This window comes from Sinomonas cellulolyticus (assembly GCF_014656475.1).
GTDB lineage: Bacteria > Actinomycetota > Actinomycetes > Actinomycetales > Micrococcaceae > Sinomonas > Sinomonas cellulolyticus.
This window is the reverse complement of the sequence record NZ_BNCM01000006.1, coordinates 204,257-226,903: the sequence shown is the minus strand read 5'-3', so window position 1 is coordinate 226,903 and position 22,647 is coordinate 204,257. Positions and strand designations below refer to the sequence as shown.

The 22,647-nt window shown below is 71.7% G+C and carries 19 protein-coding genes and 1 pseudogene; 7 read left to right on the top strand and 13 right to left on the bottom strand.

Features of this window, described 5'->3' with window-relative positions:
- Positions 1–474: pseudogene (locus tag IE231_RS09980) on the bottom strand (MarR family winged helix-turn-helix transcriptional regulator); the annotation flags it as partial.
- Positions 475–592: 118 nt separating this feature from the next.
- Between IE231_RS09980 and IE231_RS09975 the strand changes: the two are divergent.
- From IE231_RS09975 to gluQRS, 4 genes are all read left to right on the top strand, one after another.
- Positions 593–1,921 carry an alkaline phosphatase family protein gene (locus IE231_RS09975; protein ID WP_189693792.1) on the top strand — a complete coding sequence of 443 codons (1,329 nt, stop codon included), beginning with the start codon at positions 593–595 and terminating at the stop codon, positions 1,919–1,921.
- Between the two features lie 137 nt (positions 1,922–2,058).
- Positions 2,059–2,562, top strand: a complete 504-nt coding sequence (locus IE231_RS09970; RefSeq protein ID WP_189693791.1) for a hypothetical protein — start codon at positions 2,059–2,061, stop codon at positions 2,560–2,562.
- Between the two features lie 97 nt (positions 2,563–2,659).
- The gene (locus IE231_RS09965; RefSeq protein WP_189693790.1) at positions 2,660–3,700 is read left to right on the top strand and encodes an LLM class flavin-dependent oxidoreductase; all 1,041 of its coding nucleotides are present in this window, start codon (positions 2,660–2,662) and stop codon (positions 3,698–3,700) included.
- Positions 3,701–3,719: 19 nt separating this feature from the next.
- Positions 3,720–4,745, top strand: coding sequence for a tRNA glutamyl-Q(34) synthetase GluQRS (gluQRS, locus tag IE231_RS09960; protein ID WP_189693789.1), 1,026 nt, complete (start codon positions 3,720–3,722; stop codon positions 4,743–4,745).
- On the opposite strand, the gene IE231_RS09955 is transcribed toward gluQRS, so the two are convergent.
- The 5 genes from IE231_RS09955 to IE231_RS09935 all read right to left on the bottom strand — a co-directional run bounded on the left by IE231_RS09955 (position 4,729) and on the right by IE231_RS09935 (position 10,590).
- The gene (locus IE231_RS09955) at positions 4,729–5,919 is read right to left on the bottom strand and encodes an FAD-dependent oxidoreductase (RefSeq protein WP_189693788.1); all 1,191 of its coding nucleotides are present in this window, start codon (positions 5,917–5,919) and stop codon (positions 4,729–4,731) included. The genes gluQRS and IE231_RS09955 overlap by 17 nt on opposite strands.
- 7 nt (positions 5,920–5,926) lie before the next feature.
- Positions 5,927–7,144: a type III polyketide synthase gene (locus IE231_RS09950; protein ID WP_189693787.1), complete on the bottom strand. Its 1,218-nt coding sequence runs from the start codon at positions 7,142–7,144 to the stop codon at positions 5,927–5,929.
- Between the two features lie 89 nt (positions 7,145–7,233).
- Positions 7,234–8,349 (bottom strand): App1 family protein phosphatidate phosphatase, encoded by a 1,116-nt coding sequence (locus tag IE231_RS09945; protein ID WP_189693786.1) that lies wholly within the window; start codon positions 8,347–8,349, stop codon positions 7,234–7,236.
- A 53-nt stretch (positions 8,350–8,402) separates the two neighbouring features.
- Positions 8,403–9,734: an ATP-binding protein gene (locus IE231_RS09940; RefSeq protein ID WP_189693785.1), complete on the bottom strand. Its 1,332-nt coding sequence runs from the start codon at positions 9,732–9,734 to the stop codon at positions 8,403–8,405.
- Positions 9,735–9,819: 85 nt separating this feature from the next.
- A complete protein-coding gene (locus IE231_RS09935; protein WP_229866684.1) occupies positions 9,820–10,590 on the bottom strand; it encodes a nuclease-related domain-containing protein in 771 nt (256 codons plus the stop codon).
- A gap of 136 nt (positions 10,591–10,726) precedes the next feature.
- Here IE231_RS09935 and IE231_RS18500 point away from each other — a divergent pair, with 136 nt between their 5' ends.
- Complete coding sequence (locus tag IE231_RS18500; RefSeq protein ID WP_189693783.1) at positions 10,727–11,143, top strand: antibiotic biosynthesis monooxygenase family protein; 417 nt, start codon at positions 10,727–10,729, stop codon at positions 11,141–11,143.
- Positions 11,144–11,357: 214 nt separating this feature from the next.
- Here IE231_RS18500 and IE231_RS09925 read toward each other — a convergent pair whose 3' ends face one another.
- Positions 11,358–11,780 (bottom strand): MarR family winged helix-turn-helix transcriptional regulator, encoded by a 423-nt coding sequence (locus IE231_RS09925; protein WP_229866650.1) that lies wholly within the window; start codon positions 11,778–11,780, stop codon positions 11,358–11,360.
- A gap of 68 nt (positions 11,781–11,848) precedes the next feature.
- Between IE231_RS09925 and IE231_RS09920 the strand changes: the two genes are divergently transcribed.
- On the top strand, positions 11,849–12,466 hold the full coding sequence (locus IE231_RS09920; protein ID WP_189693782.1) for a maleylpyruvate isomerase family mycothiol-dependent enzyme: 618 nt from the start codon (positions 11,849–11,851) through the stop codon (positions 12,464–12,466).
- Between the two features lie 26 nt (positions 12,467–12,492).
- The gene (locus tag IE231_RS09915) at positions 12,493–12,882 is read left to right on the top strand and encodes a DUF1304 family protein (protein WP_189693781.1); all 390 of its coding nucleotides are present in this window, start codon (positions 12,493–12,495) and stop codon (positions 12,880–12,882) included.
- A 210-nt stretch (positions 12,883–13,092) separates the two neighbouring features.
- On the opposite strand, the gene IE231_RS09910 is transcribed toward IE231_RS09915, so the two are convergent.
- The 6 genes from IE231_RS09910 to IE231_RS09885 all read right to left on the bottom strand — a co-directional run bounded on the left by IE231_RS09910 (position 13,093) and on the right by IE231_RS09885 (position 22,593).
- Entirely contained in the window at positions 13,093–14,292 is a 1,200-nt protein-coding gene (locus IE231_RS09910) for a multidrug effflux MFS transporter (protein WP_189693780.1), read from the bottom strand.
- Positions 14,293–14,372: 80 nt separating this feature from the next.
- Positions 14,373–15,239, bottom strand: coding sequence for an SGNH/GDSL hydrolase family protein (locus IE231_RS09905; RefSeq protein WP_229866642.1), 867 nt, complete (start codon positions 15,237–15,239; stop codon positions 14,373–14,375).
- A gap of 74 nt (positions 15,240–15,313) precedes the next feature.
- Positions 15,314–16,654, bottom strand: coding sequence for an LCP family protein (locus tag IE231_RS09900; protein ID WP_189693779.1), 1,341 nt, complete (start codon positions 16,652–16,654; stop codon positions 15,314–15,316).
- 139 nt (positions 16,655–16,793) lie between these two features.
- Positions 16,794–20,276 carry an ATP-binding protein gene (locus tag IE231_RS09895; protein ID WP_189693778.1) on the bottom strand — a complete coding sequence of 1,161 codons (3,483 nt, stop codon included), beginning with the start codon at positions 20,274–20,276 and terminating at the stop codon, positions 16,794–16,796.
- Complete coding sequence (locus tag IE231_RS09890; RefSeq protein ID WP_374189434.1) at positions 20,273–21,076, bottom strand: DUF4194 domain-containing protein; 804 nt, start codon at positions 21,074–21,076, stop codon at positions 20,273–20,275. The genes IE231_RS09895 and IE231_RS09890 overlap by 4 nt, the downstream gene beginning before the upstream one ends.
- A complete protein-coding gene (locus tag IE231_RS09885) occupies positions 21,076–22,593 on the bottom strand; it encodes a DUF3375 family protein (RefSeq protein ID WP_374189433.1) in 1,518 nt (505 codons plus the stop codon). The genes IE231_RS09890 and IE231_RS09885 overlap by 1 nt, the downstream gene beginning before the upstream one ends.
- Between the last annotated feature and the right edge of the window lie 54 nt (positions 22,594–22,647).

Genomic DNA, 22,647 nt, shown 5'->3' with positions numbered 1-22,647 from the left:
ATCGCGGAAGATCCAGCTGTCGTGCTGCAGCCTGCCGACCACCTTCTCGCCGATCTCAGCGAGGGACGCCACGTCCTCGGGCTCGAGGGCGTCGAACACGAGCTGGCGGACCCGCTCCACGTGCTCGGGAGCGAGGTCCGCGATCGTCTCCCAGCCGGCATCGGTGAGGTGCGCGGTGGTGACGCGGGCGTCGTCGGGCGAGGGCTGGCGGTCGATCCAGCCGCGCGCCTGCAGCTTGGTCACCACGTGGGAGAGCCGGGAGAGCGACGCCGAGGTGCGCGAGGCCAGCTCCTTCATGGGCAGCATGCGGCCCTCGGCCTCCGAGAGCATGGCCAGCACGTTGTAGTCGAAGAGGGACAGCTTGTTCAGCTGCGTCAGATGCGCGTCGAGGGCGGCAGGCAGGAGGGTGTTGACGCTCAGCAGGGCGAGCCACGCCCTTCTCTCCTGCGCAGTGAGCCAGCGGGGTTCCGTCACGGATACCAAGCATAGGGCGTGGGATCGCCATCCTTTCGCCTGCCGCATGGTGCCCCTGGGGCCTGGGGCTTAGCCTGTCCTCGTCAGACTCCAGTGCCGCCCGGCGGAAGGATCGGCCATGGCTCCGGGACTCGCGGGCGTGGACCACATCGTGGTCCTGATGCTCGAGAACCGCTCGTTCGACCACCTGCTCGGATACCTCTACCATTCCTCCGGGAACGTCTCGCCGAGCGGAGCGCCGTTCGAGGGCCTCACCGGATCGGAAAGCTGCCCGGGCCCGGACGGCAACCCGGTATCCGTCTACCCCATCACCCCCGGAACTCCGGACGCCTACTTCATGCCCGGCGCCGATCCGGGCGAGGGCTTCGCCAAGGCCAACAACCAGCTCTTCGGCACCATGCACCCCGCACCGGACGCCGTCCCGACGATGACCGGGTTCGTGGCGGACTACGCCCAGGCCATCAAGGACAACCAGGCCAAGAAGTGGTACGTGGTCCCGGGCACGGCGCCGGGCTGGATCATGGGGTGCTTCGCCCCTGAGACGCTGCCGGTACTCAGCGGGCTGGCCCGCGGCTTCGCGGTCTGCGACCACTGGTTCAGCTCGGTCCCCACCGAGACCATGCCCAACCGTGCCTTCACGTGCGCGGGAACGAGCCAGGGCCACATGGACGACGTGACGAAGTCGTACACCGTGCCCAGCATCTTCGGGACCCTCGGGCAGCACGGGCTCGCCTGGAAGATCTACGGGTACAGCAAGCCCCCGCTCACGCGGCTCAACTTCCCCGACACGCAGAAGGCGCCCGCGGCGAACATCGGGCTCTTCAAGGACTTCCAGACGGACGCGGCGGCGGGCAGGCTCCCTGCCTTCGCGTTCCTCGAGCCGAGCTGGAGCTCCACGGGCAACAGCCAGCATCCCAACTACAGCATGGCCGCCGGAGAACAGCTCATCCTCGACACCTACCGGGCCCTGCGCTCCGGGCCGGCGTGGGACAAGACCCTGCTGATCATCACCTACGACGAGCACGGGGGCTGCTACGACCACGTGCCCCCGCCCTCGGGCGCCACCCCGCCGGACTCCTCCCCTGGCGAGTTCGGCTTCGACTTCACCCGCTTCGGCCCGCGGGTCCCCACCGTCCTCGTGAGCCCGCTCATTCCGGCCGGAACGGTGTTCCGCGTGCCCGCGGGCTCGGCGCCGCTCGACCACACGAGCATCCTCGCCACGGTCGAGCGCCGGTTCGGGGTCCCGCCCCTGACCCGCCGGGATGCCGCAGCGCCCGACGTCGGCGCCGCCCTCACGCTCTCGGCTCCCCGCACCGACGACCCGCTCCACGGCGTCTCGGCACCCCCGACGCCGCCCATCCCCGCCGCGCTCGCGGCCACGCCGTCGCACCTCGCTCAGGTGCGCGAGGAGCTCGCGGCACGGTTCGCGCCGCCGTCCTCAGGGTGATCTGCCGCCTGCGCCCTGCCTCGGGAGACAGGCGCGGGACTACAATGGGAGCGGCAGCGGAAGGCGGCTGGGGGCCAGCCCCGCATCGGCCTTGGCTGGGGAGGCCCCCTTACCTTCGCACTCGTAAGAAGTCCCCCATGAAACTCAGCAAGATCTTCTCCGTGCTCGCCGCTGTCCTGTTGGCCGTCTTTGCCATTGCCTCGCCCGCCGGCGCTGCGAAGACTCCCAACGGGAATCCGCATTTTGTCTACGTCACGCCACAGCTCGTCGGCAACGACCTCCAAGTGAACTTCAAGGAGGCTGGAGTCGGGGCCGGAGCGTCGGTCAGCGTCTCCACTTCGGCGACGTTCTCCTTCGTCCTCGGCTGCGTCAACGGCGGTTCGAACCATCCGAAGGCCGCGAACAAGTCCGCCTTCTCGGAAACCGGCTCCGCCAGCGGCGTCTTCCCCGCAAATGCCGGCGGCAATGTTGTCGAGAGCCTGACCATTCCAGCACCATCGATGCAGGACATCCTGAGCCATCTGGTCTGCCCTCCAGGCCAGACGACAACTCTGTTCAGCGCCGGATGGAGCAACCTCAGCATCACTGACTCGACGAACCACACCACCATCGACGTCCCAGGCACCTGGAGCGTCATGTAGTTCTCCTCCCCAGGACCGGCCTCCCGCGAGGCCGGCCCTCTTGCGTTCACTCTCATCATTGGGGAATGCCGACGCATACTTGAATGTTCAACTAGTCATGGACTTCGGCATCTTCACCTTCGGCGAACTCACGCGGGACCCCTCCGGCACTCCGCGCCCAGCCGCCCAGCGCATCGACGAGACGATCCGGCTGGCCAAGCTCGCCGACGAGGAGGGGCTGGACGTCATCGGCCTCGGCGAGCACCACCGGCACGACTTCGCGTTCTCCGCACCCGAGATCGTCCTCGCGGCCATCGCCCGCGAGACGCAGCGCATCCGCCTCACCACGGCCGTGACGGTGCTGTCCACCCAAGACCCCGCCCGGGTGTTCGAACAGTTCGCCACGCTGGACATCGTCTCGGGCGGCCGCGCCGAGATCATCGCCGGCCGCGGAGTCTTCCCCGAGTCCTTCCCGCTCTTCGGCTATGACCCCGCCGAGTACGATGCCCTGTTCGAGGACAAGCTCGAGCTGCTCCTGCAGATGCGCGAGCAGGCGAACGTGACGTGGCCCGCGGACGGCCGCCGCCGCGGCCACCACGCGCTGCACGACGCCGCGATCGCCCCGCGCCCCGTGCAGGAGCGTCTGCCGATCTGGCGCGGCGTGGGCGGCACCCCCTCGAGCTTCGTGCGGGCCGGGCAGGCCGGCGTCCCGCTCTTCCTCGCCCTGCTCTCCGGGCACCAGCACTTCCTGCGGCTCGTGGAGCTCTACCGCACGGCCGGCGCCCAGGCCGGCCACCCGGCGTCGTCCCTCGCGGTCGGAACGGGGAGCCACTTCTACGTTGCGCGCACCTCGCAGGAGGCCCGGGACACCTTCTACCCGCACTACGCGGCGTACATCGAACAGAACATGCCTCGCCCGGCCGGAACCTTCCCTCGCGAGCACTTCGATGCGTGGGCCGGCCCCGGCGGCGGCCTGCTCGTGGGCAGCCCTGCGGAGGTCGCCGAGCGCATCATCGCCACCCACGAGGCCCTGGGCACGAGCCGGTTCATGGCGCAGGTTGGACTCGGGACGCTGCCGTTCGCCGAGACGGCCGAGTCGGTCGAACTGTTCGCCGCAGAGGTCGTCCCGATGGTGAAGAAGGCGCTGGCTGCAGCGTGACCCGGTTAGCCTTGTCCGCATGACCTCTGGCGTCGGCCGCTTCGCCCCGAGCCCCTCGGGCGAGCTGCACGTGGGCAACCTGCGCACGGCGCTCCTCGCGTGGCTCTTCGCGCGCTCCACCGGGCGCCGCTTCCTGCTGCGCGTCGAGGACCTGGACCGGGCCCGGGCGGGCGCCGAGGAGGTCCAGCTGAGGGACCTCGCCGCCGTCGGCCTCGACTGGGACGGCAAGGTGGTCCGCCAGACCGAGCGCACCGCCCTCTACGAGGAGGCGATCGGGCGGCTCACGGCGGCGGGGCTCACCTACGAGTGCTACTGCACGCGCCGCGAGATCCAGGAGGCGCCGAGCGCTCCCCACGCGCCGCAGGGGGCGTACCCGGGGACGTGCCGCGACCTCACCGCGGCGGAGCGCGCACGACGCCGCGCGGAGCGGCCGGCGGCGGTCCGCCTCCGGGCCGGGGTCACCGAATGGACGGTCACTGACGTTCTGCACGGCCGCTATGCGGGGCTCGTGGACGACTTCGTGCTTCGCCGCAACGACGGGGTCGTCGCGTACAACCTCGCGGTGGTGGTGGACGACGCCGCGCAGGGCATCGACCAAGTGGTCCGCGGCGACGATCTCCTGCCCTCCGCTCCGCGCCAGGCGTACCTGGCGGGACTGCTCGGCGCCCGGGTGCCCGAGTACGCGCACGTGCCGCTCGTGCTCAATCCGGCGGGGCGGCGGCTCGCGAAGCGCGACGGCGCCGTGACGCTCGCCGGGCTCGCGGCGGCGGGGGTGCCGGCCGAGCGCGTGACGGCGCTCCTGCTGGGCTCGCTGGGGCTGCCGGGGTCGGTCCGCGAGGCCCTCGCGGCGTTCAGCCCGCAAGCGCTCCCACGCGAGCCGTGGGTTCTTGACCCCGACTCACTCCTGGCCTCCCCCGGGCCTTCCCGGAAATGTTGGGTTGAGCAGGGTCCGATGAGCTCGGACCCTGCTCAACCCAACATTTCGCGAACGGGGTGCCGGGCGGAGTGCCGGGGTGCGGGGCGGAGGATCAGGCCTGCATCGTGAATCGTGCCGCCGTCCGGCCGCCCACCCAGGGAGCGCGGTAGAGGGCGCGGAACGCCGCGTTGCGCGCTGCCATCAGCCGGGGCGGGAGCGCCCTCCCGAGGGCCATGTTGAGGCGGGCCTGCCGTGCCGCGAGGCGCGCCGCGGCAAGCCGTTCCCTCTCGGCCGCGGCCCACAGCTCTGGCCACGCGGGTCCGTTCCCGGCGGGTGCGCCGCCCAGCGCGTCGGCGGCGATGAGCGGGGCGAAGGCCTCGGCATCGAGCCACCCGAGCGTCATGCCCTGGCCACCGATCGGGCTGACCTCGTGCGCCGCGTCCCCCGCGAGGACCACTCGCCCCGCGAGCATCCCGGCCGCCAGCCGCTCGGTCACGGTGAACGCGCTGAGCATCGAGCACGACGCCGCGTCCACCTCCGCCCCGCACCGCTCGCCGAGGAGCCGGGCGAGGTCGCGGGCGGACGGGTCGACGACGGCCTCGTCCACGTGAGCGACCCATCGCCGCACGCCGCCGGGCAGCGGGAACGACTCGACGATCCCGGCCGCCTCGAGGTGCAGGACGGCCAGGGCGCCGTCACCCGTCGTGTCCGCGAAGTCGCCCATGAGGTACGCGTCAGGGAGCGCACGCGAGCGGGTCGGCACGTGATGCTGTGCACCGAGGGCCCCGCGCATCGGGGACCGCGCGCCGTCGGCCGCGACCACCCAGCGCCCGGAGAACCCAGTGCTGGTCCCCTCCCCGTCCGCGCAGTGCACGACGGCGCCGCCGTCCGCTTGCTCCACCCGCACCGCGCGCACACCGCGGCGCAGTGCGCCGGGTGCGATCTCGGCCAGCCGGGCCTCGAGCGCCTCCTCCGTCTGCCACTGGGGCACGGCCAGCACCGGCGGATCGAAGCACAGGCGTGCTACTTCCCGTGTGCGCCCCGCCCCATGAGATCTGGCGACTCCTTCAGCAATCTGGACACCCTCCGCCAACAGCACGTCCGCGACCCCGGCACGGCGGAGGACGCGGAGGCCCGGCGGGTGGATCCCGATGGCGCGCGTGTGCTTGGCCCGCTCAGGCCGTGCCTCAAGGACCACGACGTTTGCCCCGGCCTGCGCGAGCAGCACCCCGAAGCACAGGCCGACCGGTCCGCCGCCCACCACCACCGCGTCGTGCTCGGCGGAACCTCCGGGCTGTTCCACGCCCGCCTCAGGGGAGCAGGCGCGTCATGAGGGCTGTCTCGACCGTCAGGCCCGGGCCGAAGGCCATCGCGCACACGCGTTCGGCCCCGGTTCGCGGCGGCTCCTGCCCGGCGCCGTCGCGCGCCTGCCCGGCGCCGTCGCGCGCCTGCCCGGCGCCGTCGCGCGCCTCCGCCCCGTCGGTCTGGCCCAGCCCCAGAATCCGCTCGAGCACGAACATCACCGTGGCGCTGGACATGTTTCCGAACTCCCGGAGCGTGTCGTATGCGGGCGCGGTCTGCGCCTCCGAGAGCCCGAGGCGCGCAGCGACCTTGTCCACGATGCTGCGGCCGCCGGGGTGGATGGCCCAGTGCTCGATGTCGGCGTGCGGGCGGCCCGCGAGCGCGGGCTCCCGGGCGAGGAGGGGTGCGAGGGCGCCGGTGATGTGGTCATCGATGATGTGCGGGACGTAGGTGCCGAGGACCATCTCGAAGCCCTGGTCGCCGATGTTCCACGCCATGGTCTCCTCGCCGACCGGGGTGAGGGTCGTCTCGAACGCGTCCAGGCTCAGCGCGGGACGGGTGAGCGGGAGGTCCCGGGCGGTGATGACCGCGGCCGCGGCGCCGTCGGCGAACAGGGAGGCGCCGAGGATCGTGTCCGGGTCATTGGAGCTGCGCACGTGGAGAGAGCAGAGCTCGACGATCGCCACGAGCACCACCGCGTCCGGATCCGCGTCGCAGAACGCCTTGGCCATGCGGAGCGCGGGGAACGCGGCGTAGCACCCCATGAAGCCGAGGTGGAACCGCTGCACCGAGGGGTTCAGGCCGAGGTCCCTGACCACGCGGTAGTCCGGGCCCGGGTTGAAGAACCCTGTGCAGGAGACGGTGACCACATGGGTCACGTCTCCCGCGTTGATGCCGTCCGCGGCGTCCAGGGCGCGCCGCGCCGTCTCCGTGAAGAGCGGCGTGGCTTCCCGGACAAAGAGGTCATTGCGGGTCTTCGTGCTGGGATTCAGCAGCGTGCCCGTGGACGAGTCGAAGAAGTCCGGGTCATGGTCGGGCCGGTCCCACGAGAACTCGGCGACGGCGGAGTAGCGCGTGTCGATCGCCGCGGCGTCGAAGCACGTCTTGACGAGGCGCTGTCCCAGCCGGGTCAGCCCCTCCTGGGCGGCGAACACGTCCCGCGCCTCGGGCTGCTTGAGCACCGTACCGGGGACAGCGGTTTCGAGGGACCTCACGAGGACGACCATGGGCCATTCTTCCCCCGAGGCGGGGTGGGAAAACAAGGGGTGGGGCGATCGCCTCGCCCCACGACGGCAGGGTGGACGCCAGAGCGCCCCTACAGCACCCCGGCCTTCTCGAGCTGCGCGGCCAGCCCTGCCCCGTCCGGCGCCGACGCCCAGGGGGCATCCGGGCGAGGGGCGGCCGACGCGCCGTCGTGCGTGGTGCCGCCCGAGAACACCGCCTGCCCCGGCGAGAGCTGCCGGATGGCCACCGCGGCCACCGAGGCGGGGTGCTCGGCAGCGAACTCGGCGTAGATCGACTCGTCGTGCTGGCCGTTGTCGCCGATCAGGAGCCAGCGGATGCCCGGGAACTCCGCCGCGAGCCGGGCGAGGTTCTCCTGCTTGTGCTGCCGGCCCGAGCGGAACCAGCGCTCCGGCGTCATGCCCCAGTCGGTGAGCAGCAGCGGGCCCGCCGGGTACAGGTTGCGGCCCAGGAAGCGCTGCAGGGTCGGCGCCGCGTTCCACGGACCCGTCGAGAGGTACACGACCGGCGCCTCCGGGTGTTCCGCCGCGAGCCGGTCCAGCAGCACCGCCATCCCCGCGGTGGGGGTGCGGGCCCGCTCGCTGAGCACGAACGTGTTCCACAGCGCCAGGAACGGGCGGGGCAGGGCGGTGACCATGACGGTGTCGTCGATGTCGGAGACGATCCCGAACCGCGCCCCCGGCTCCACGATCCGCACGTGGGCGGTCGAAGGTTCGGCGCCGTCCGCGCTCATCCGCACCTCGTGCCACCCCGGCTCGAGCTCCACGTCCACCAGCGCGTCCACCACGCCGCCACCGTCCGCACGCACGACGGCGCGGCTCGCCCCGATCTCGACCGTCACCTCGGCGTGCTGGATCGGCACCGAGGTGAAGGAGACCCAGCCGCGGAAGTTGTTGAACGCGTCCGCCGAGCCGTGGAGGCCGGGGCGCGAGTACATGATCCGGCCCAGGACCCGCACGCGCCTCGTGGAACCGTATCCCTGGTACGCGACCACCTGGGCCACGTAGTCGCCCCGGCGCGCCTGCCGCGTCCGCAGGTCATTCCACCCCTGGGCGACGCGCTGCGCCACATGGAACAGGGGCTTGAGGCGCGGGGACGCCGGGGTGCAGGTGGCGGACGGCCCGGACTGGGCATTCTCGGGGGCGGTGCTCTCAGCGGTGCTCTCGACGGCGTGGTGCTGCGCGGTCATGGGACCACTCTCCCACGCGCGCGGGGTGCAAATCACATCGGGCACCCGTCGCGTCAGGCCCGGGCCAGCTCCTCGATGTCCTCGAGGAACGCCGCGGCGACCTCCTCGCTCACGGTCGTCTTCGTCTCCCCGATCGCCTCGAGGTAGTCCTCTGTGGTGGGTCCGCGGCGGCCGAGGGCTCCCGCTGGGGCCGGGGACGCGCCGTCGGCCGCGGCGGCCCCCTCCGCGCCTACCGCGTACACGGCCTTCTCGAGCGCCCGCTGCGACGCCGAACGCGCGGCGAACTCGATGTCCGCCGGCGAGAAGCCCTCCGTGCGCTCCACGAGAGCCTCGACGTCCACGTCGGGCAGCACCGCCTCGGGGATGAAGCGCTCCCACATCGACCGGCGGGCCTCCGCATCGGGCAGGCCGATGGGGATCACGTAGTCGAAGCGGCCGTGGCGCAGGAACGCCGAGTCGAGGGCACGGATGAAGTTGGTCGCGCACACGAGGAGCCGGCCCGACTGCTCGCGGAAGGCCGGGATGATCTTCAGCAGCTCGTTCGTGACGCCCTGGTTGGGACTCGGCGGGTCCCCGGCGCGGTGCGAGGCGATCTCCTCGACCTCGTCCAGGAAGACGACCGCATGCTCGAGCTCCGCGATCTCGGTGAACGTGCGGCGCAGCGCCCCCGCGAGGCCCTCCGCGTCACCGGCCAGCCGCGAGGGGAACACCTCCACGAAGGGCCACTCGAGCCGGGACGCGATGGCCTTGGCGAACGTCGTCTTGCCCGTCCCGGGAGGCCCGAAGAGCACGACGGCGCGCGGCGGCACCACACCGAACTCGTCCGCGAGCTCGGCCCGGGCCAGTGGGAGCACGAGCCGCCGCTCGAGCAGCTGCTTCTCCCGCTTCATGCCCGCGACCCTGTCCCACAGGTCACGCGGGAGCACCCGGCCGCCCAGCTGGGCGAGGGGCTCGAGCTCCGTGCGCTGCACCGGGATCTGGCGCTCGAAGAACCGCAGGTTCTGCACGTCCTTGAAGCCGCGTGAGAGGAACGCCTCGAGCCGGGTCTCGGTGTCCGGCATGAGCGCGGACAGCTTCGTGAGGCCCAGCGGCGCCATGCGGTTCTCGAGGGCCGCGAGCAGGGCGGTGCCGATGCCCCTCGAGCGCCACTCCGGCAGGGTGGCCAGGAACACGATCCAGCCCTGCTCGTGTGCGGCCCGGCCCACGGCGGCCCCCACAACGTCCTCGCCGTGCAGCGCAACCACCGCGACGTCCTTCTGGCAGCTGGCGAGGACCTCGGACAGCGAGTAGACCGGCTCGATCCCGGAGTCCGTCATGGCGGTCCACAGGTGCAGGATCCCGTCCAGGTCCGACGGGTGGAAGTCCCTGATCCGCCACGTGGTCATCGATGCTCCTTCGCGTCGTGTGCTGAGCCGAGTCTAACGACGCGACGTTGCGGCGACGCTGCGCTGCCCTGGGGTGCGGGCTGGGCTATCGCAGCCATGCGCCGGCGGCGGTCCCGAGCAGGGTGAGCGCAGCGCCGGCAGCCCACGCGAGCCGGCGCCCCTGCGCGCGCATCACCTCGGTGTGCAGCGCGCCGAAGGACATCCGCGTGGCGGAAGGGTCGTCGGCCGGAGCCTCGTGGCCCCACGTGGAAGGCTCCGCGGCGACGGCGGCCAGCGCATCGGCGTCGTGCGCCTCAAGGGCCTTGGCCTGCTTGGCCAGCCAGCGGCGCAGCTGCGCGTCGGTCACGACGGCGGCGCCCTCCGCGAAGCGCCGGACGGTCACCTTCCGCGGCGCCACGAGCACGACGACGCCGCGCACCGGCACGTTCCGTCCCGCCGCAGCGCTGAGGAGCTTCGCCGCTCTGGCCGCCTCATGGGCCGAATTGCGGAGGTAGCGCTGGTGCTGGCCGTTGACCATGAGCACACTGCCGGCCACCCAGATGTCCTTGCCTGCATGGTTCTTGGTGTTCAGGGTGAAGACCCCGCCCGGGCCGATCACGACGTGGTCGATGTCCGCGCCCCGCGTGCCCACGGGGATCGAGTGCAGGACGTGCCACTCGGGTCCCAGCTTCGCCAGAGCGCGGGCCACCCGCATCTCCCCCACAGCGCCGGCGTACCAGCTGCGGGCCTCCGGGGTGAGAGGGTTCGCGCCGAAGAGCCGGGCGAGGCCGCGGCGTCGCGGGGTCCCGGACTGGAGCCGGAGCGTCTCGACCATGACGGCCTGTCCTGCGACGCGTGATCTGAGCGGCCCGGTCATGAAATCCACGGTGGTCCCCTTCGCCGTGCGGCCGCGCCCCCATGACACGGTCCGGACCAAGCGTAGCCGTTCGCCGTGGTGCCACGGGGCCCGTCATGTTCAGGCGACAGCCAGCGTGGCCTGCGAGGATCGGCGCATGAGCATCGTGAAGATCAACGCCATCACCGTCCCCGCCGACTCCGGCGACGAGCTCGCCCGCCGCTTCGCCGCGAGGGCCGGAGCCGTGGACGGCGTCCCCGGGTTCGAGGGCTTCGAGCTGCTGCAGCCCACCGACGGGCGCAACGTCTGGCTCGTGGTGACCCGCTGGGCAGACGAGGAGAGCTTCGAGGCCTGGAAGAACTCCGCCTCGTTCGGGCAGGGCCACGGGCGGCCTGCCGAGGGGGCGCCTGCCGAGGGCGCCCACGGCGCCGGGTCCGAGGGTGGCGCTGCCCACGCTGGCGCTGCCCGGAGTGACGCGGCGTCCGGTGACGCCCCCTCAGGCGAGCAGCGGCAGCGCCCGGTGGGCGTCTCGGCGGAGCTGTGGAGCTTCTCGCCGGCGGACCTGGGGCGTTAGGGCTCGGCTGGCGGCGGCACCTCCGCACAACCGTCCCTCGGCGACACAACCGTCCCTTAGGGACACAACCGCTCCCCAGTGGCACAACCGTCCCTTACCGGCATGACCGTTCCTTAGCGGCATGACCGTCGCGCAGCAGCGCCGGTCATGCCCACGACCGACGGTCATGACCGCATCAGACGGCCACGCCGGGGGCGGTTGTGTTCCAACCGCGTCAGTGGTCGGTGAGCCGGCGGAGAACGTCGAGGTCGCGGGTCAGCCGGTCGAAGCGCGCAGACCCGAGGGCCCGCCGCCACTCGCCCTCGATCCGGGCGATCTCTGCGGCAGCGATGGCAATGGCGGCCGCACCGCGCGGAGCCACCCGGATGAGCTGAGCCCGGGCATCGGTCGGGTCTGGAGCACGCTCCACATATCCGCCATCCTCGAGGGCCTGGACGAGTGCGCTCGCGGTCTGCTTGGTCACCTTTGCCTGGTCTGCGAGCTCAGTGACCCGTGACCCGCCGCTCGAGATGCGCTGGAAGACCCGCGACTGCGCCATTGTCACGTCCGTGAATCCGGCTGCGACCACGGCCTCATAGACCCTGTCCTCGAGATCGCGGTAGGGGATGTAGAGCAGGAGGCCGATATTGAATGCCACCCCTTGATTCTAGTCAGAACTCCTGACCATAATTGGTCAGGAAACCATACTAGTTTCAGGGGCGAGAGATGGAAGGCAACGAACTCTGGGCCCACATCCACGGTGAACGCGCGGCCCTTGCGGAGATGCTCGCCGGGCTGGCCTCCGAGCAGTGGGACTCACCGAGCCTGTGCCCCGGCTGGCGGATCCGCGACGTCGCGGCCCACGTCATCTCCGCCCCTCAGACAACTCCCTGGGGCCTGGCCGCAGCGTTCGCCCGCGGCGGCTGGAACTTCGACCGCATGAACCTCCTCGAGGGCCGACGCCGCGGAGCCGCCCCCGTGGACCGCATCCTCGGCGACTACCGGCGCCTGGCGAGCTCGCGCCGTCGTGCACCCGGAACCGTCGGGCCCATCCCACTGCTCGATGTCCTGGTCCACACGCAGGACATCGCGATCCCACTCGGGATCGCCCACCGCATGCCAGCAGATGCGGCAGCAGCGTGCGCAGAGCACGTCTGGCGCGTCGCCTTCCCCTTCAACGCACGACGGCGGCTGGCGGGCTTTGGCCTCCGGGCCACCGACGTAGACTGGCAGGCCGGTAGCGGCCCCGCCGTCGAGGGCTCCATTGAGGCCCTCCTCATGCTGCTCACGGGCCGGCGCGCACGGCTGGACCGGCTCGCCGGCCCAGGGGTGGCACTGCTGTAATCCTCCGGCCGCCCAAGGAGGCTGCCATGAACCTCATCACCCAGATCGCGGCGGCCCTCTATGCCGCCACCGTCCTCGTCGTAGGAATCCTCGAGATCTTCTTCCACGGCGACCAGCGCTTCCGCCCCATCTTCTACGTCGACCCGGGAACCGAAGGCGCCGTGCGGATGTGGGCCATGAACGTCGGAGCCTACAACCTCCTCACGGCCGCTGCCCTCGGCACGGGGCTATGGCTGGTCAACACCGGGGGAACGCTCGCCCACGGAGCCGGGATCGGAATCGTGCTCTCCGCGCTCGCCGCGCACCTCCTGCTCGGCCCCTGGCTGTGGGTCACCGAGCACCGCCTGTGGCGCAGCGCGATCGGCCAAGCGTCCCTCCCGCTCGTGGGGCTGATCGCCTTCATGGTCGCGGCATAGACCGCCAGCAGCGGAACGCGCCGGAAGCAAGGCACGCCGCCCGCAACGTTCTCCGCTAGCACAACCGTCCCTCGACGACACGACCGTCCCTTAGCGGCACGACCGTCCCTTAGCGGCATGACCGTCGCGCAGCAGCAACGGTCATGCCCACGACCGACGGTCGTATCCGCACCAGCCCCGGCCGCGCCGCGCCGGGCCCGGCCCGCTCCCTCAGGCTCGGCGAGCCCGGCGGCGCAGCACGAGGGCCAGCGTGGCGGCGATGGCGGCGGCCGCCGTCATGACCACGCCCATCGGCACGGCGGCATCCTCGCCCCCGAGCCCCGTCAGCGGGGAGACGATGGCGCCGAACACGAACTGCACTGCGCCGAGCAGCGCGGAACCGCTCCCGGACACGTGCCGCACGGCGTCGAGCGCGAGGGCCGACGAATTGCCCATGATGAAGCCCACACTCGTGACCGCGCACCAGATCGGAAGGGCGAGGATCCAGCGCGGGGCCGGCAGGAGCGCCACGACGAGGATGAGCAGGCAGAACACCAGCAGCATCGGGGCGGCCGTCCCCACGATCCGCTCGGCCGGAATCCTGCGGACCAGATGCGAGGAGACGTAGCCGGCAAGGATGAGCCCGGCGGCGTTGAGTCCGAAGAGCACGCCGTAGGCGACGGGCGGCAGGCCCATCACCACCTGGTACACGAACGGGGACGCAGGGATATAGGCCATCATCGCGGCGAAGGACGTGGCGAAGAGCGCCGCGTACCCCAGGTAGCGGGGCTGCTTGAACAACTGCGCGAACCCCCCGGCGATCCCGTGCTCGCCGCGCTTCTGGGGCGGCAGGGTCTCCCGCAGCACGGTGGAGACGCTGAGCATCATGAGCGTGAACAGCCCCGAGAGAGTCCACATGATGCCGCGCCAGCCGATGGGGTCCTCGAGCAGGGCGCCGATCGAGGGGGCGATCGCGGGCGCCACGCCGTTGACGGTCATGAGGAGGCTGAGCGTGCGCGGCGTCTCGGAGCCGTGGGTGAGGTCCACGATGATGGCCCGTGCGATCACAATCCCCGCCGCCCCGCAGATCCCCTGGACGAGCCGGGCACCGATGAGCACCTCGAGGTTCGGCGCGAGGGCCGCCACCACGGAGGCGAGGATCGCCCCCACGTTGCCCGCCAGGAGCGGCTTGAGGCGTCCGAACTTGTCCGAGATCGAGCCGAACGCGAGCTGCCCTGCCGCCATGCCCAGGAGGAAGGCGGTGAGGGTGAGCTGGACGCCGGACGCGGTGGCCGCGAACTCCTGCTGCACGCGCGGGAAGCTCGGCAGGTACAGATCGGTGGAGAGCGGCGCAGTCATCGACAGGAAGGCGAGCACCAGGAGCCACGGTCCCCTGACCGCCCCGCGGCTGTTCAGTGCGTGAGGCGGCATGGCAGAGCGGTGGTTGAGACGTCAGGCACCCGCCAAGCCTACGGGGTGGTGACGCACGACGCCGCGTGGCGGCTCCCGCGTTACCTCGCCCAGTCGGGGGTGTTGGTAAGGGCCTCCGGGTGGTCCTCGACGTACCGGCGCAGGCCGCCCTTGCGCGGGACCTTCACGAGTTTGGGCCACCGTGGGAGGAGGCGGTCGCCGAGCGTCACCCCGCGGATCTTGCGGCCGATCAGCGGCACGACCCAGTCGCCGAGCCAGGTCCGCTGGGCCGCGATCCACTCGCGGGGTTGACGCCGTACCGACGGCTCGCGTTCCCGCGGTGCGAGGCTCTGGGACTTGAGGGCGTGCGAGTAGCCGAGCTGGTCGAGGACCCGGCGGGCGAGGAACTTGTGGCCGGACTTGGACATGTGGAGGCGGTCGGAGTCCCACATGCGGCGGTCGGCGTACTCGTCGAAGCACCAGTAGTCCACGAGGACGGCGTCGAGCTCGCGGGCCAGGAGGCGCACGCGTTCGTTGTACTGCCAGTTGCGGTGCTTGAGGGGTTCCAGGAGGGGATTGACCTTGACGTCGTAGCCGGTGAACAGCACGAGGGTGGCGCCGGTCCCGGCGAGCGCGCGGACGAGCCGCTCGTACTCGTCGAGGAGCTGGTCCATGTCGGTGCCGAGGTCGAGGATGTCGTTGCCCCCGGCGTAGAGGGTCACGAGGGTTGGCTCCATGGCGAGCGCCGGCTCGAGCTGGTCCGCGACGATCTGGCGCAGGCGCTTGGACCGCACGGCGAGGTTCGCGTACTCCCAGCCCTTCTCCACCTTGGCGAGCTTCTCAGCCACCCGGTCCGCCCATCCGCGCACGCCGTTGGGGAGCGTCGGGTTCCGGTCTCCGACGCCCTCGGTGAACGAGTCGCCCAGGGCGACGAACCGCCTCCGCGGCGATCGAACGCTAGCGGCCACGCCGGAAGCCTAGGGACGGGAGGACACGATCAGCCGACGCCCGGGTGAACGGAAGGCAACGCGGACGCTGGCGGTCACTTCACGCAGGGGATGCCGCCGCCGAGGAGGGCGTCGGACCAGTCGCCAGCGTTGAAGGTCGCCGACGGTGCCGGTGAGGCGGACAGCGGCGCCGCCGGTCCGGCCGAGGCAGGCCCTGCCTGCTGCGGTGCCGGCTGCGCCTGGTCCGACGGCGGGGGCGCGGCGTCGGAGGACTGCGGCGCGGGCGCTGCGGTGGACGGGGGCACCGGCTTGGGGTTCAGCAGGTCCGCGACCTGCGCCTGGATCGCGGATTTGTCCACGATGTTCACCGACTCGCCGGTATCGGACCAGCCGAACTTGACGATGGGCAGGGTCACGAACTTCGTCTTGTTCTCGCTGAGCTGCTTGGCCTTGAACCCGAAGTCGATGAGGTTCAGCCCTTGGTCCACGGCCATCTTGCCCTTGAGGGCGTCGAGGATGCCGGTGATCTTCCCGACGTCCGTGATCGTGCCGCGCTGTTTGAGCTGGGTGGCCAGCGACGAGATGAACGCCTGCTGGCGCCGTGCCCGGTCGAGGTCAGTCAGGTCCACGCCGGACCCGGATGTGTCGCGGCGCTGGCGCACGAACGCGACGGCCTGCTGCGCGTCGATCTGCTGCACCCCCGCCTTGAAGTCGGCGCCCGAGTAGCTGTCCTTCGTGGCTTCCTGGAGGCACACCGTGATGGGGGCGACGGCCTTGGCGACCGAGAGGAACGCGGCCATGGTGACCTCGACGAAATGGTCGATCTTGATGTTGAGGAAGTTCTCGACCGTCTTGATCTCCGCCGCGCGGCCCGCGTCCCGGGCCTGCTGGTAGATCTCGTCCTGGCTCTTGCCGCCGGGATTGGCCGAGAGGTCCCGCATCGACTGGTCCATCGCGTAGCCGTAGGCCTGCTTGACCTTGCCCTGCTTCACCCCGTCCGGGGCTCCTGCGAGGTCCACGTAGTCGTCGCGCGGGATCGAGATGATCGTGGCCTGGCTGCCGTCCTTCGGCACGTGCAGGACCATCAGGACATTGCTGTTGTACCCGCCGTCCTCTGCTGACCCCGAGTGCAGGGCGTCGTATTCCTCCTGGCTCAGGGGCTTGCCGTTCTCGTCCAGCCGGGAGTCCAGGCCCATGAGCAGCACGTTGACGTCCTGGTCCAGGCCGGCCCCACCGCTGAGGGCCTGCGAGCGCCGGATGCCGTTCTCGAAGCCGAAGTACGTCGCCGCGATCCAGATGCCCGCGCCGAGGACCATCGCGACGGCGAGGACGCCGACGAGCACCGCCACGCGGCGTCGGCGGTAGACCCAGCGCCGGTCGTACTTGAGGGACTGCTGGTAGAGATTGCGGTAGGGCGGATCGTCCCTCTTGGTCATGCGGATACCTCCAGCGCGCCACGGTATCCGCCGCACCTGCCGGGATTCTGGGTCCTAGCCGGACAAACCCGGGGAGCCGGACAAACCCGGGGAGCCCGACAAACCCGGGCCAACCCCGGCGAACCCGGGCGAGCCGGCCTCAGCGCAGCACGATGTCCACGGGGTTGGCCTGGGACCGCGGCGCACCCGCGGTGCTCAGGCCCTCGCCCGTGCCGCCAGCCGGAGCCTCGATCAACCCCGACCGGTTGGTCCGCTTGTCCCGCAGGATCTCCGTGACGGACCCGAGGTGCCGGGAGAGGTCGATGACGTTCTCCGGCGCGGCGAGCAGCAGCTGGAACCCGAACTCGTGCAGCGCCGCGATCCCCTGGCCCGCGAACTCCTCCGAGGCGAGCACAAACGCCTCGTCCATCATCACGGTCCCGTAGCTCGTGAAGCCCTGCTCGGCGATGCCCAGCTGGTAGCTGAGGGCAGCGGCCATGATGAACGCCGTGAACCGCTGCCGCTCGCCGCCGGACATCGACCCGGTGTCGGCGTGCACGAACACCTCGTCGCGGGCCTCGCCGGTGCCGGGATCGCGGGAGACCCGGTGCTCCTTGCAGGAGATGAACACGTGCGTGCGCGTGTCCAGCACCTCGGAGCGCCACCGCCGGTCCTCGGGCGTCTGCGACGCGAGCCGCTTCACGAGCGCCTCGAGGGTCTTGTAGCGGATGGTGAGCGCGTCGTCGTCGTGCGTCGACGTGCCGGCGGGGTCTGCGGAGCCCGCGGCCTTCACGGACGACGGCGTGTGGCGCGCCTTGAGCGCGGAGACGATCGCCTCCTTGAACTGCTTCGCGGAGGCCGGGACGGTCTGCCTGATGTCCAGCTCGAGGTACGAGCCGTCGTGGAAGTCCACGCCGGCGAGGATCGAGTTCAGCGGCAGGATGCGGGCGGCGATGCCGCGGCGCTCCTCGTCGAGCAGGTGCAGGAGGGTCGAGAACGACTCGTGCGTGCGCTGGGCGAAGAACTCCCGGAACTGCGCCTCCTGCGCGGGCAGGCCCTCGGAGACGATCTGGCGGTAGCGGGCCTCGAAGGCCGCCGCGGCGCCGATGGAGGTGCCATGGTCGGCCGAGACGGCGGGCCCCCAGTCGCGCTGGAACTGCTCGAAGATGCGGGTGAGCCGCTCGGCAGCGGCCTGCCCTCGGCTCTCGGCCGCGTGCACGCCGGCGGCGAGTCGCGCGTGGACCTCGGCGGCGATGCGCTCGAGGTCGTGCTGGTCCTCGGCCTCGCCGAACTCGGCGAACAGGGGGCTCAGGGTGCCGGTCGCGGCGGCCGACGGCGGCGCATCGGCCAGGCGTTCCCGTGCCGCCTCGAGGAGCCGGTCGGCACTGGCGAGCTGGGAGTCGAGCTGCCGGTACTCGCTCTGCAGCACGGCCGCGGCCTCGGTCGACGCCTGATGGTCGGCCCGGACGGCCTCGACCTTGGCCCGCAGCGGCTCGAGGTCGGTTTGCGCTGCGAGGGCGTCCTCGAGGCGCTTCTCGATGCGGGTGAGCTCCTGTGCCGCGGACTCTGTGGAGACCTCGTCCCACGGGCGCTCGTCAGCGGCGACGCGGCGGAGGGCCTCGACCCGGCGGGCGTGGCCCTGGTGCGAGTCCTCGCTGGCCTGTGCCGCCTCGGCGGCGCGGGCCAGGGCCGCCTCCAGCTCGAGCACGCGGGCCGCGAGCAGCTCGACCTTGGAGGCGTTGTCGAAGCCGAGCACGTAGTCGGCGCGGGCGGCGAAGCGGTCGTCCTTCTCGACCGTGCCCCGGCCACGCTTCACCACGCCGCCGAGGCTCAGGCCCCGCTCGAGGCCCGCGAGCTCGTCCGGGTCCTCGACGCACGTGTACGCGAAGTCCACGGCGATCCTGGCCCTCACGTAGGCGCCGGCCTCCGCGTAGGGGCCCGAGTCGAGGATGTCCAGCTTGGCAAGCAGGTCCCGCTCCCCCACCGACTCGAGGGCGAGCTCCGCGCCTGGCACGCGGGCGGAGAGGTCGACGGCGCGCAGCGCCCCGCGCACGGGATGCTCGTCGAGCCACCGGGTCACCGCCGCGAAGTGGCGGCCGGGGACGAGGAGCGTCGTGGCGAGCGAGCGCAGGCCGCGCTCGGCCGCTGGGCGCCAGGCCTCGTGCCCCTCCGCGAGGTCGATCAGCTCGCCGGCATACGGCAGCTCGTCCTCACCGACCTCCAGGGCCTCGGCAAGTGCCGCTCGGTTGGCCAGGGCGTGCTGCGGGAGGAGGCTCTTGCTCGCTCCGAGAGAGGCGAGCTCTGCCCGGGCCTCGGCCAGCTCGCGTTTGGCGGTCGCCTGCGCCTCGAAGGCCCCGAACCGGGCCTCCCGGAGCGTCTCGGCGTCCCCCTCCAGGCCGGCCAGCACCTCGGCGGCCTGCTGGCGAGCAGCCGCCCAGCCGTCGGCCGAGAGCGGAAGGCCGAGACCGGCGTCGTGCATCCCGGCCTGCACCGCCGCCGCGGCCTCCCGGCGGAGGCGAAGCGCCACGGCCGCGTTGTCCCGGGCCTGCTCGAGGGTCGAGATCTGGTTGCCGCCCGAGGTGTTGTACTCCGCCTCGAGGGAGCGCAGCTCGCCGGCGAGGGCATCGCGGCGGTGCCGCTCGGCGGAGAGCTCCTTGGCCTTGGCCTGCGCGCGGGTGCGGAGGCCGGCGATGAGCCTCTCCTGGACCGAGACGCTGTGGGCCTGGCGCACGGCGTCGAACGGCTCGTCCGCGAGCTCGCGCAGCCGCGCCGCCTCGGCCTGGGCGGCCTCGTACTCCTGGTTCAGGGCCGGAACCGGCGCGAGCTGGTCCCGCTGGAGGCGCACGTCCTCGAGCCGGCCGCGGATGGCCATGAGGTTCGAGAACTCCTCGACCACGTCGTCGGCAGCGGCGAGCGTGGCCGGCGGGTCGAGCACCTGGTCGCGGAAGAAGCTGTTGACGCTGCCGCCCAGACCCTTCCCGGCCTGGATGACGCGCAGGAGCGGGAGCGCCTGGTCCGAGCTGATGCCGAGCAGGCGGCGGAAGCGCTCGGCGAAGTTCTTGTGGACGTCGAACACCTGGGCGGCCGGGAACAGCGCCTCGAGCGCCGACTTCGTGAAGCGCCGGCTCTCCCCCTGCGCGGCCAGGCCCTCGACCGCGGCGACGTCCAGCGGCACCGAGTCGATGAGGTAGAAGCGGCCCAGACTGGACTCGGTGCCGTTCTTGGGCAGGTCGAAGAGGGCGGTGAGCGTGTGCGCCGTCCCGGCGGCGTTGTCGAAGGTGAGCGCCACCGCGCTCCACGTGGCGCCCGGCCGCTGGAAGGCACTGGCCTGACCCTCCCCGGTGGCCACGTCGCCTACCTTGCCGCGCATGTAGGTGTAGGTGGTGCGGCGGTCCTCGCTGTGCCCGGTGCGGGCGGCAGCAGCCTCGTTCGAGCGCGGGCGGGCGTCGAACACGCGGGCGATCGCGTCGAACAGCGTCGACTTGCCCACCCCCGAGTTGCCCGTGAGCATCGTTCCGGCCCGGTCCACATGCATGGTGTGCGACCCGTGGAACGTGCCCCAGTTGACCACCTGGACGAGGCTGAGCCGGTACTGGCCCGGGTTCGTGGCAGTGCCCAGGGGAAGCATCGTCGCAACGCTCACAGCAGGCCCTCCTGGTCGGTCTGCGCGGCTGCTCCCGGGCCGGTGCCGGCGGCCTCGGCGTCTGCCTCGTCCTCGGCGAGTGGGAGGCTGTCCTGCGGCAGACCGCCGTCGTGCGCGGGGCCGGCGGCGGCCACCGCCTCGAGGTGACGGGTCACGTCGCCGATGTTCTCGAAGGGCAGCGCGAGCGGGAGGGCGTTGGAAATGAGGTACACGTCGTCGAGAGCCGTCGGGATCAGGAGCCGGCGTGCCTGGAGCTTGGCGACGGCGCGGCCCAGGGTGTCCGCGTCGCGGAGGGCGTCCTGCTCCTCCGCGGGCTGGTAGTGGGCCACGACGTCGGCAAGCTCCTCGAGCGTGACGGTCGGCTCCGTCTGGGCCGTGGCGTGCCGGTCGAGCAGGAGGCGGAGACGGAGAAGGAGGATCGTCTCGACCCGGCTCAGCGTGCGCTGCTGGCGCAGGATCGTGGCCCGTGACGCCGTGCCGAGAAGCTCCGGATCGACTGGGCGCAGCACGGCGATCTTGCGGCCGTGGTCCACCTGGAGGTCGAGGAAGAGCTCGGAGAGCCGCGACCGCAGGACCTCCTGGTGGTCCAGCAACGTGGTCCACGCCTTCTCGTCGCGTCCCCCGTCGAGGTACGGGCCCTTCAGCAGGCGTACCAGGACGTGGCGGACACGGAGGGGAAGAACGCCGGTGTCGCCGTCGAACAGGGCCATCCCCGGCGGGAACGGGCCTTCCGCCGCGTCCTCGACGTCGGGGGATGCGTCCTCGATGTCGGGGGATGCGTCCTCGGCGGTGATCTCCACTACTTCTCCTCCCTGCGGGTGACGGTCGCGTTGGGCACGTAGGCGGTGCGGCGCGTCCCGTCGATCTGCGCGAAGTCCAGCGGCGCCCAGGCCTCGCGGTCGAGCCGCACCCCCTCCTGCAGGAGGTGGCCGAGCAGCGCGCGGACCGAGTTGATGTGCTGCTCTTCCGGCGGCAGCTCCGACCAGATCTCGCCCAGCTGGGCCCGGCCCCCGCCCGCCTCCAGTGCCACAGCCACGGCCTCCCGCAGCGTCGCGGGCCTGGCCTTCGCCGTCCGCGCCGACCGGACCCGGTCCTCGGTGCCGAAGCTGATCGGTTCCGCGAGCCTGGGCGGCGGCGCGAGCTCGTCCGGGTCGAACAGCTTGACCATGGACAGCGACTCGAACTCCGCACCGAACAGCTCAGGGGCAGGCGCGAAGCCGGACTCCTCCCGCACGTAGGGCAGGCGCCGAAGGGCCTGCTCCGCGCGGCGGATGGCATCGCGGAGGCGCACGGACTGGCGGTAGTCGTCGCTCTGGACGTAGGTATTGAGGCTCTCGGAGAGCTTGCCGTAGATGCGCTGGATCTGGGCGTTGGCCTCGCGGAGCTCCGCGACGAGGTTGCGCAGCGTCTCGCGTTCCTCCTGGCCGAGGCCGTCGGCGAAGTCGCGCGAGAGCACCTCGCTGATGGCCGCCCGGAAACGGAGCTGCTGGTCGGGATCGTCGAGGAACGCGGTGAAGGAGCGGAAGGTGCGCCCCTCGCTTGAGGCGCGCAGGCGCCGGTCGGCCTCCAGCACCTGAGCCATGGTGGCGCCCTTGGTCAGGGACTCCTCGATGATCTGGTTGCGCAGTTGGCCTACCGAGTCCTCGATGGCCGCGCGCATGCGCTTGAAGTCAGCTGGCACCCCTGCGGCGAGGTCGAGGATGTTCCCGGCGGCTTCGAGGGCGGTCTCGTCGTCGAGGCCAGCTCCCTCCTCGCCCGCGCGCAGTGCCCGCACGAGCTCCAGCCGCTCTTCGATCTCCCCCTCGAGGGCCTCGATCCGCGCGCTCGTGTCCGGGTTGGTCTCACGCGCGAGCCTCTCGACGTCGCCCAAGAGGGTGCCGAGCCGCGAGCCGGTCAGGGAAGAGCGGTCCGAGGAGAGCGATTCGAGGAACGCGAGCACGCGGGTGCTGGCCTCGGTCAGCTCGTACACGATGCGGCCGCCCTGTGCGCGCCGCGTCAGGAAGCGGCGCCTCGTCCAGTCGTCCGCCACGGCGCGGCCGGTGGCGGTGCCGGCCGTCGGGGAGGTGCCCAGCGCGGCGTCGTGGGCACGCAGATCCTCCAGGAAGGCGTCGAGCTCCTCATGGAACTGGTCGAGCTCCACCTGCGGACGGTTGCGCGTGAAGGCGGTCTGCAGCGCGGCGATGGTCCACGGCGCGGAGCGGGTCAGGGCCCACGCCGGCCCCCGGTGGAGGGACTCGAGCTCGGCAAGCCGGCCCAGGGCTGGCGAGGCGGCCACGACCGCAGCCTGCTGGCGGGGTGTGGGCTGCGGTTCTGGCACGGCAGCCCAGTCTACCGACGTCTCTCTGGCCGACGGGCGGGCTCGGGAAGGGCG

Coding starts and splice junctions, on each gene's coding strand:
- IE231_RS09970 (WP_189693791.1), top strand. CDS start 2,059: ATGAAACTCAGCAAGATCTTCTCCGTGCTCGCCGCTGTCCTGTTGGCC.
- IE231_RS09950 (WP_189693787.1), bottom strand. CDS start 7,144: ATGGTCGTCCTCGTGAGGTCCCTCGAAACCGCTGTCCCCGGTACGGTG.
- IE231_RS09920 (WP_189693782.1), top strand. CDS start 11,849: ATGGAAGGCAACGAACTCTGGGCCCACATCCACGGTGAACGCGCGGCC.
- IE231_RS18500 (WP_189693783.1), top strand. CDS start 10,727: ATGAGCATCGTGAAGATCAACGCCATCACCGTCCCCGCCGACTCCGGC.
- IE231_RS09975 (WP_189693792.1), top strand. CDS start 593: ATGGCTCCGGGACTCGCGGGCGTGGACCACATCGTGGTCCTGATGCTC.
- IE231_RS09935 (WP_229866684.1), bottom strand. CDS start 10,590: ATGACCGGGCCGCTCAGATCACGCGTCGCAGGACAGGCCGTCATGGTC.
- IE231_RS09900 (WP_189693779.1), bottom strand. CDS start 16,654: ATGACCAAGAGGGACGATCCGCCCTACCGCAATCTCTACCAGCAGTCC.
- IE231_RS09910 (WP_189693780.1), bottom strand. CDS start 14,292: ATGCCGCCTCACGCACTGAACAGCCGCGGGGCGGTCAGGGGACCGTGG.
- IE231_RS09945 (WP_189693786.1), bottom strand. CDS start 8,349: ATGACCGCGCAGCACCACGCCGTCGAGAGCACCGCTGAGAGCACCGCC.
- IE231_RS09965 (WP_189693790.1), top strand. CDS start 2,660: ATGGACTTCGGCATCTTCACCTTCGGCGAACTCACGCGGGACCCCTCC.
- IE231_RS09940 (WP_189693785.1), bottom strand. CDS start 9,734: ATGACCACGTGGCGGATCAGGGACTTCCACCCGTCGGACCTGGACGGG.
- IE231_RS09915 (WP_189693781.1), top strand. CDS start 12,493: ATGAACCTCATCACCCAGATCGCGGCGGCCCTCTATGCCGCCACCGTC.
- gluQRS (WP_189693789.1), top strand. CDS start 3,720: ATGACCTCTGGCGTCGGCCGCTTCGCCCCGAGCCCCTCGGGCGAGCTG.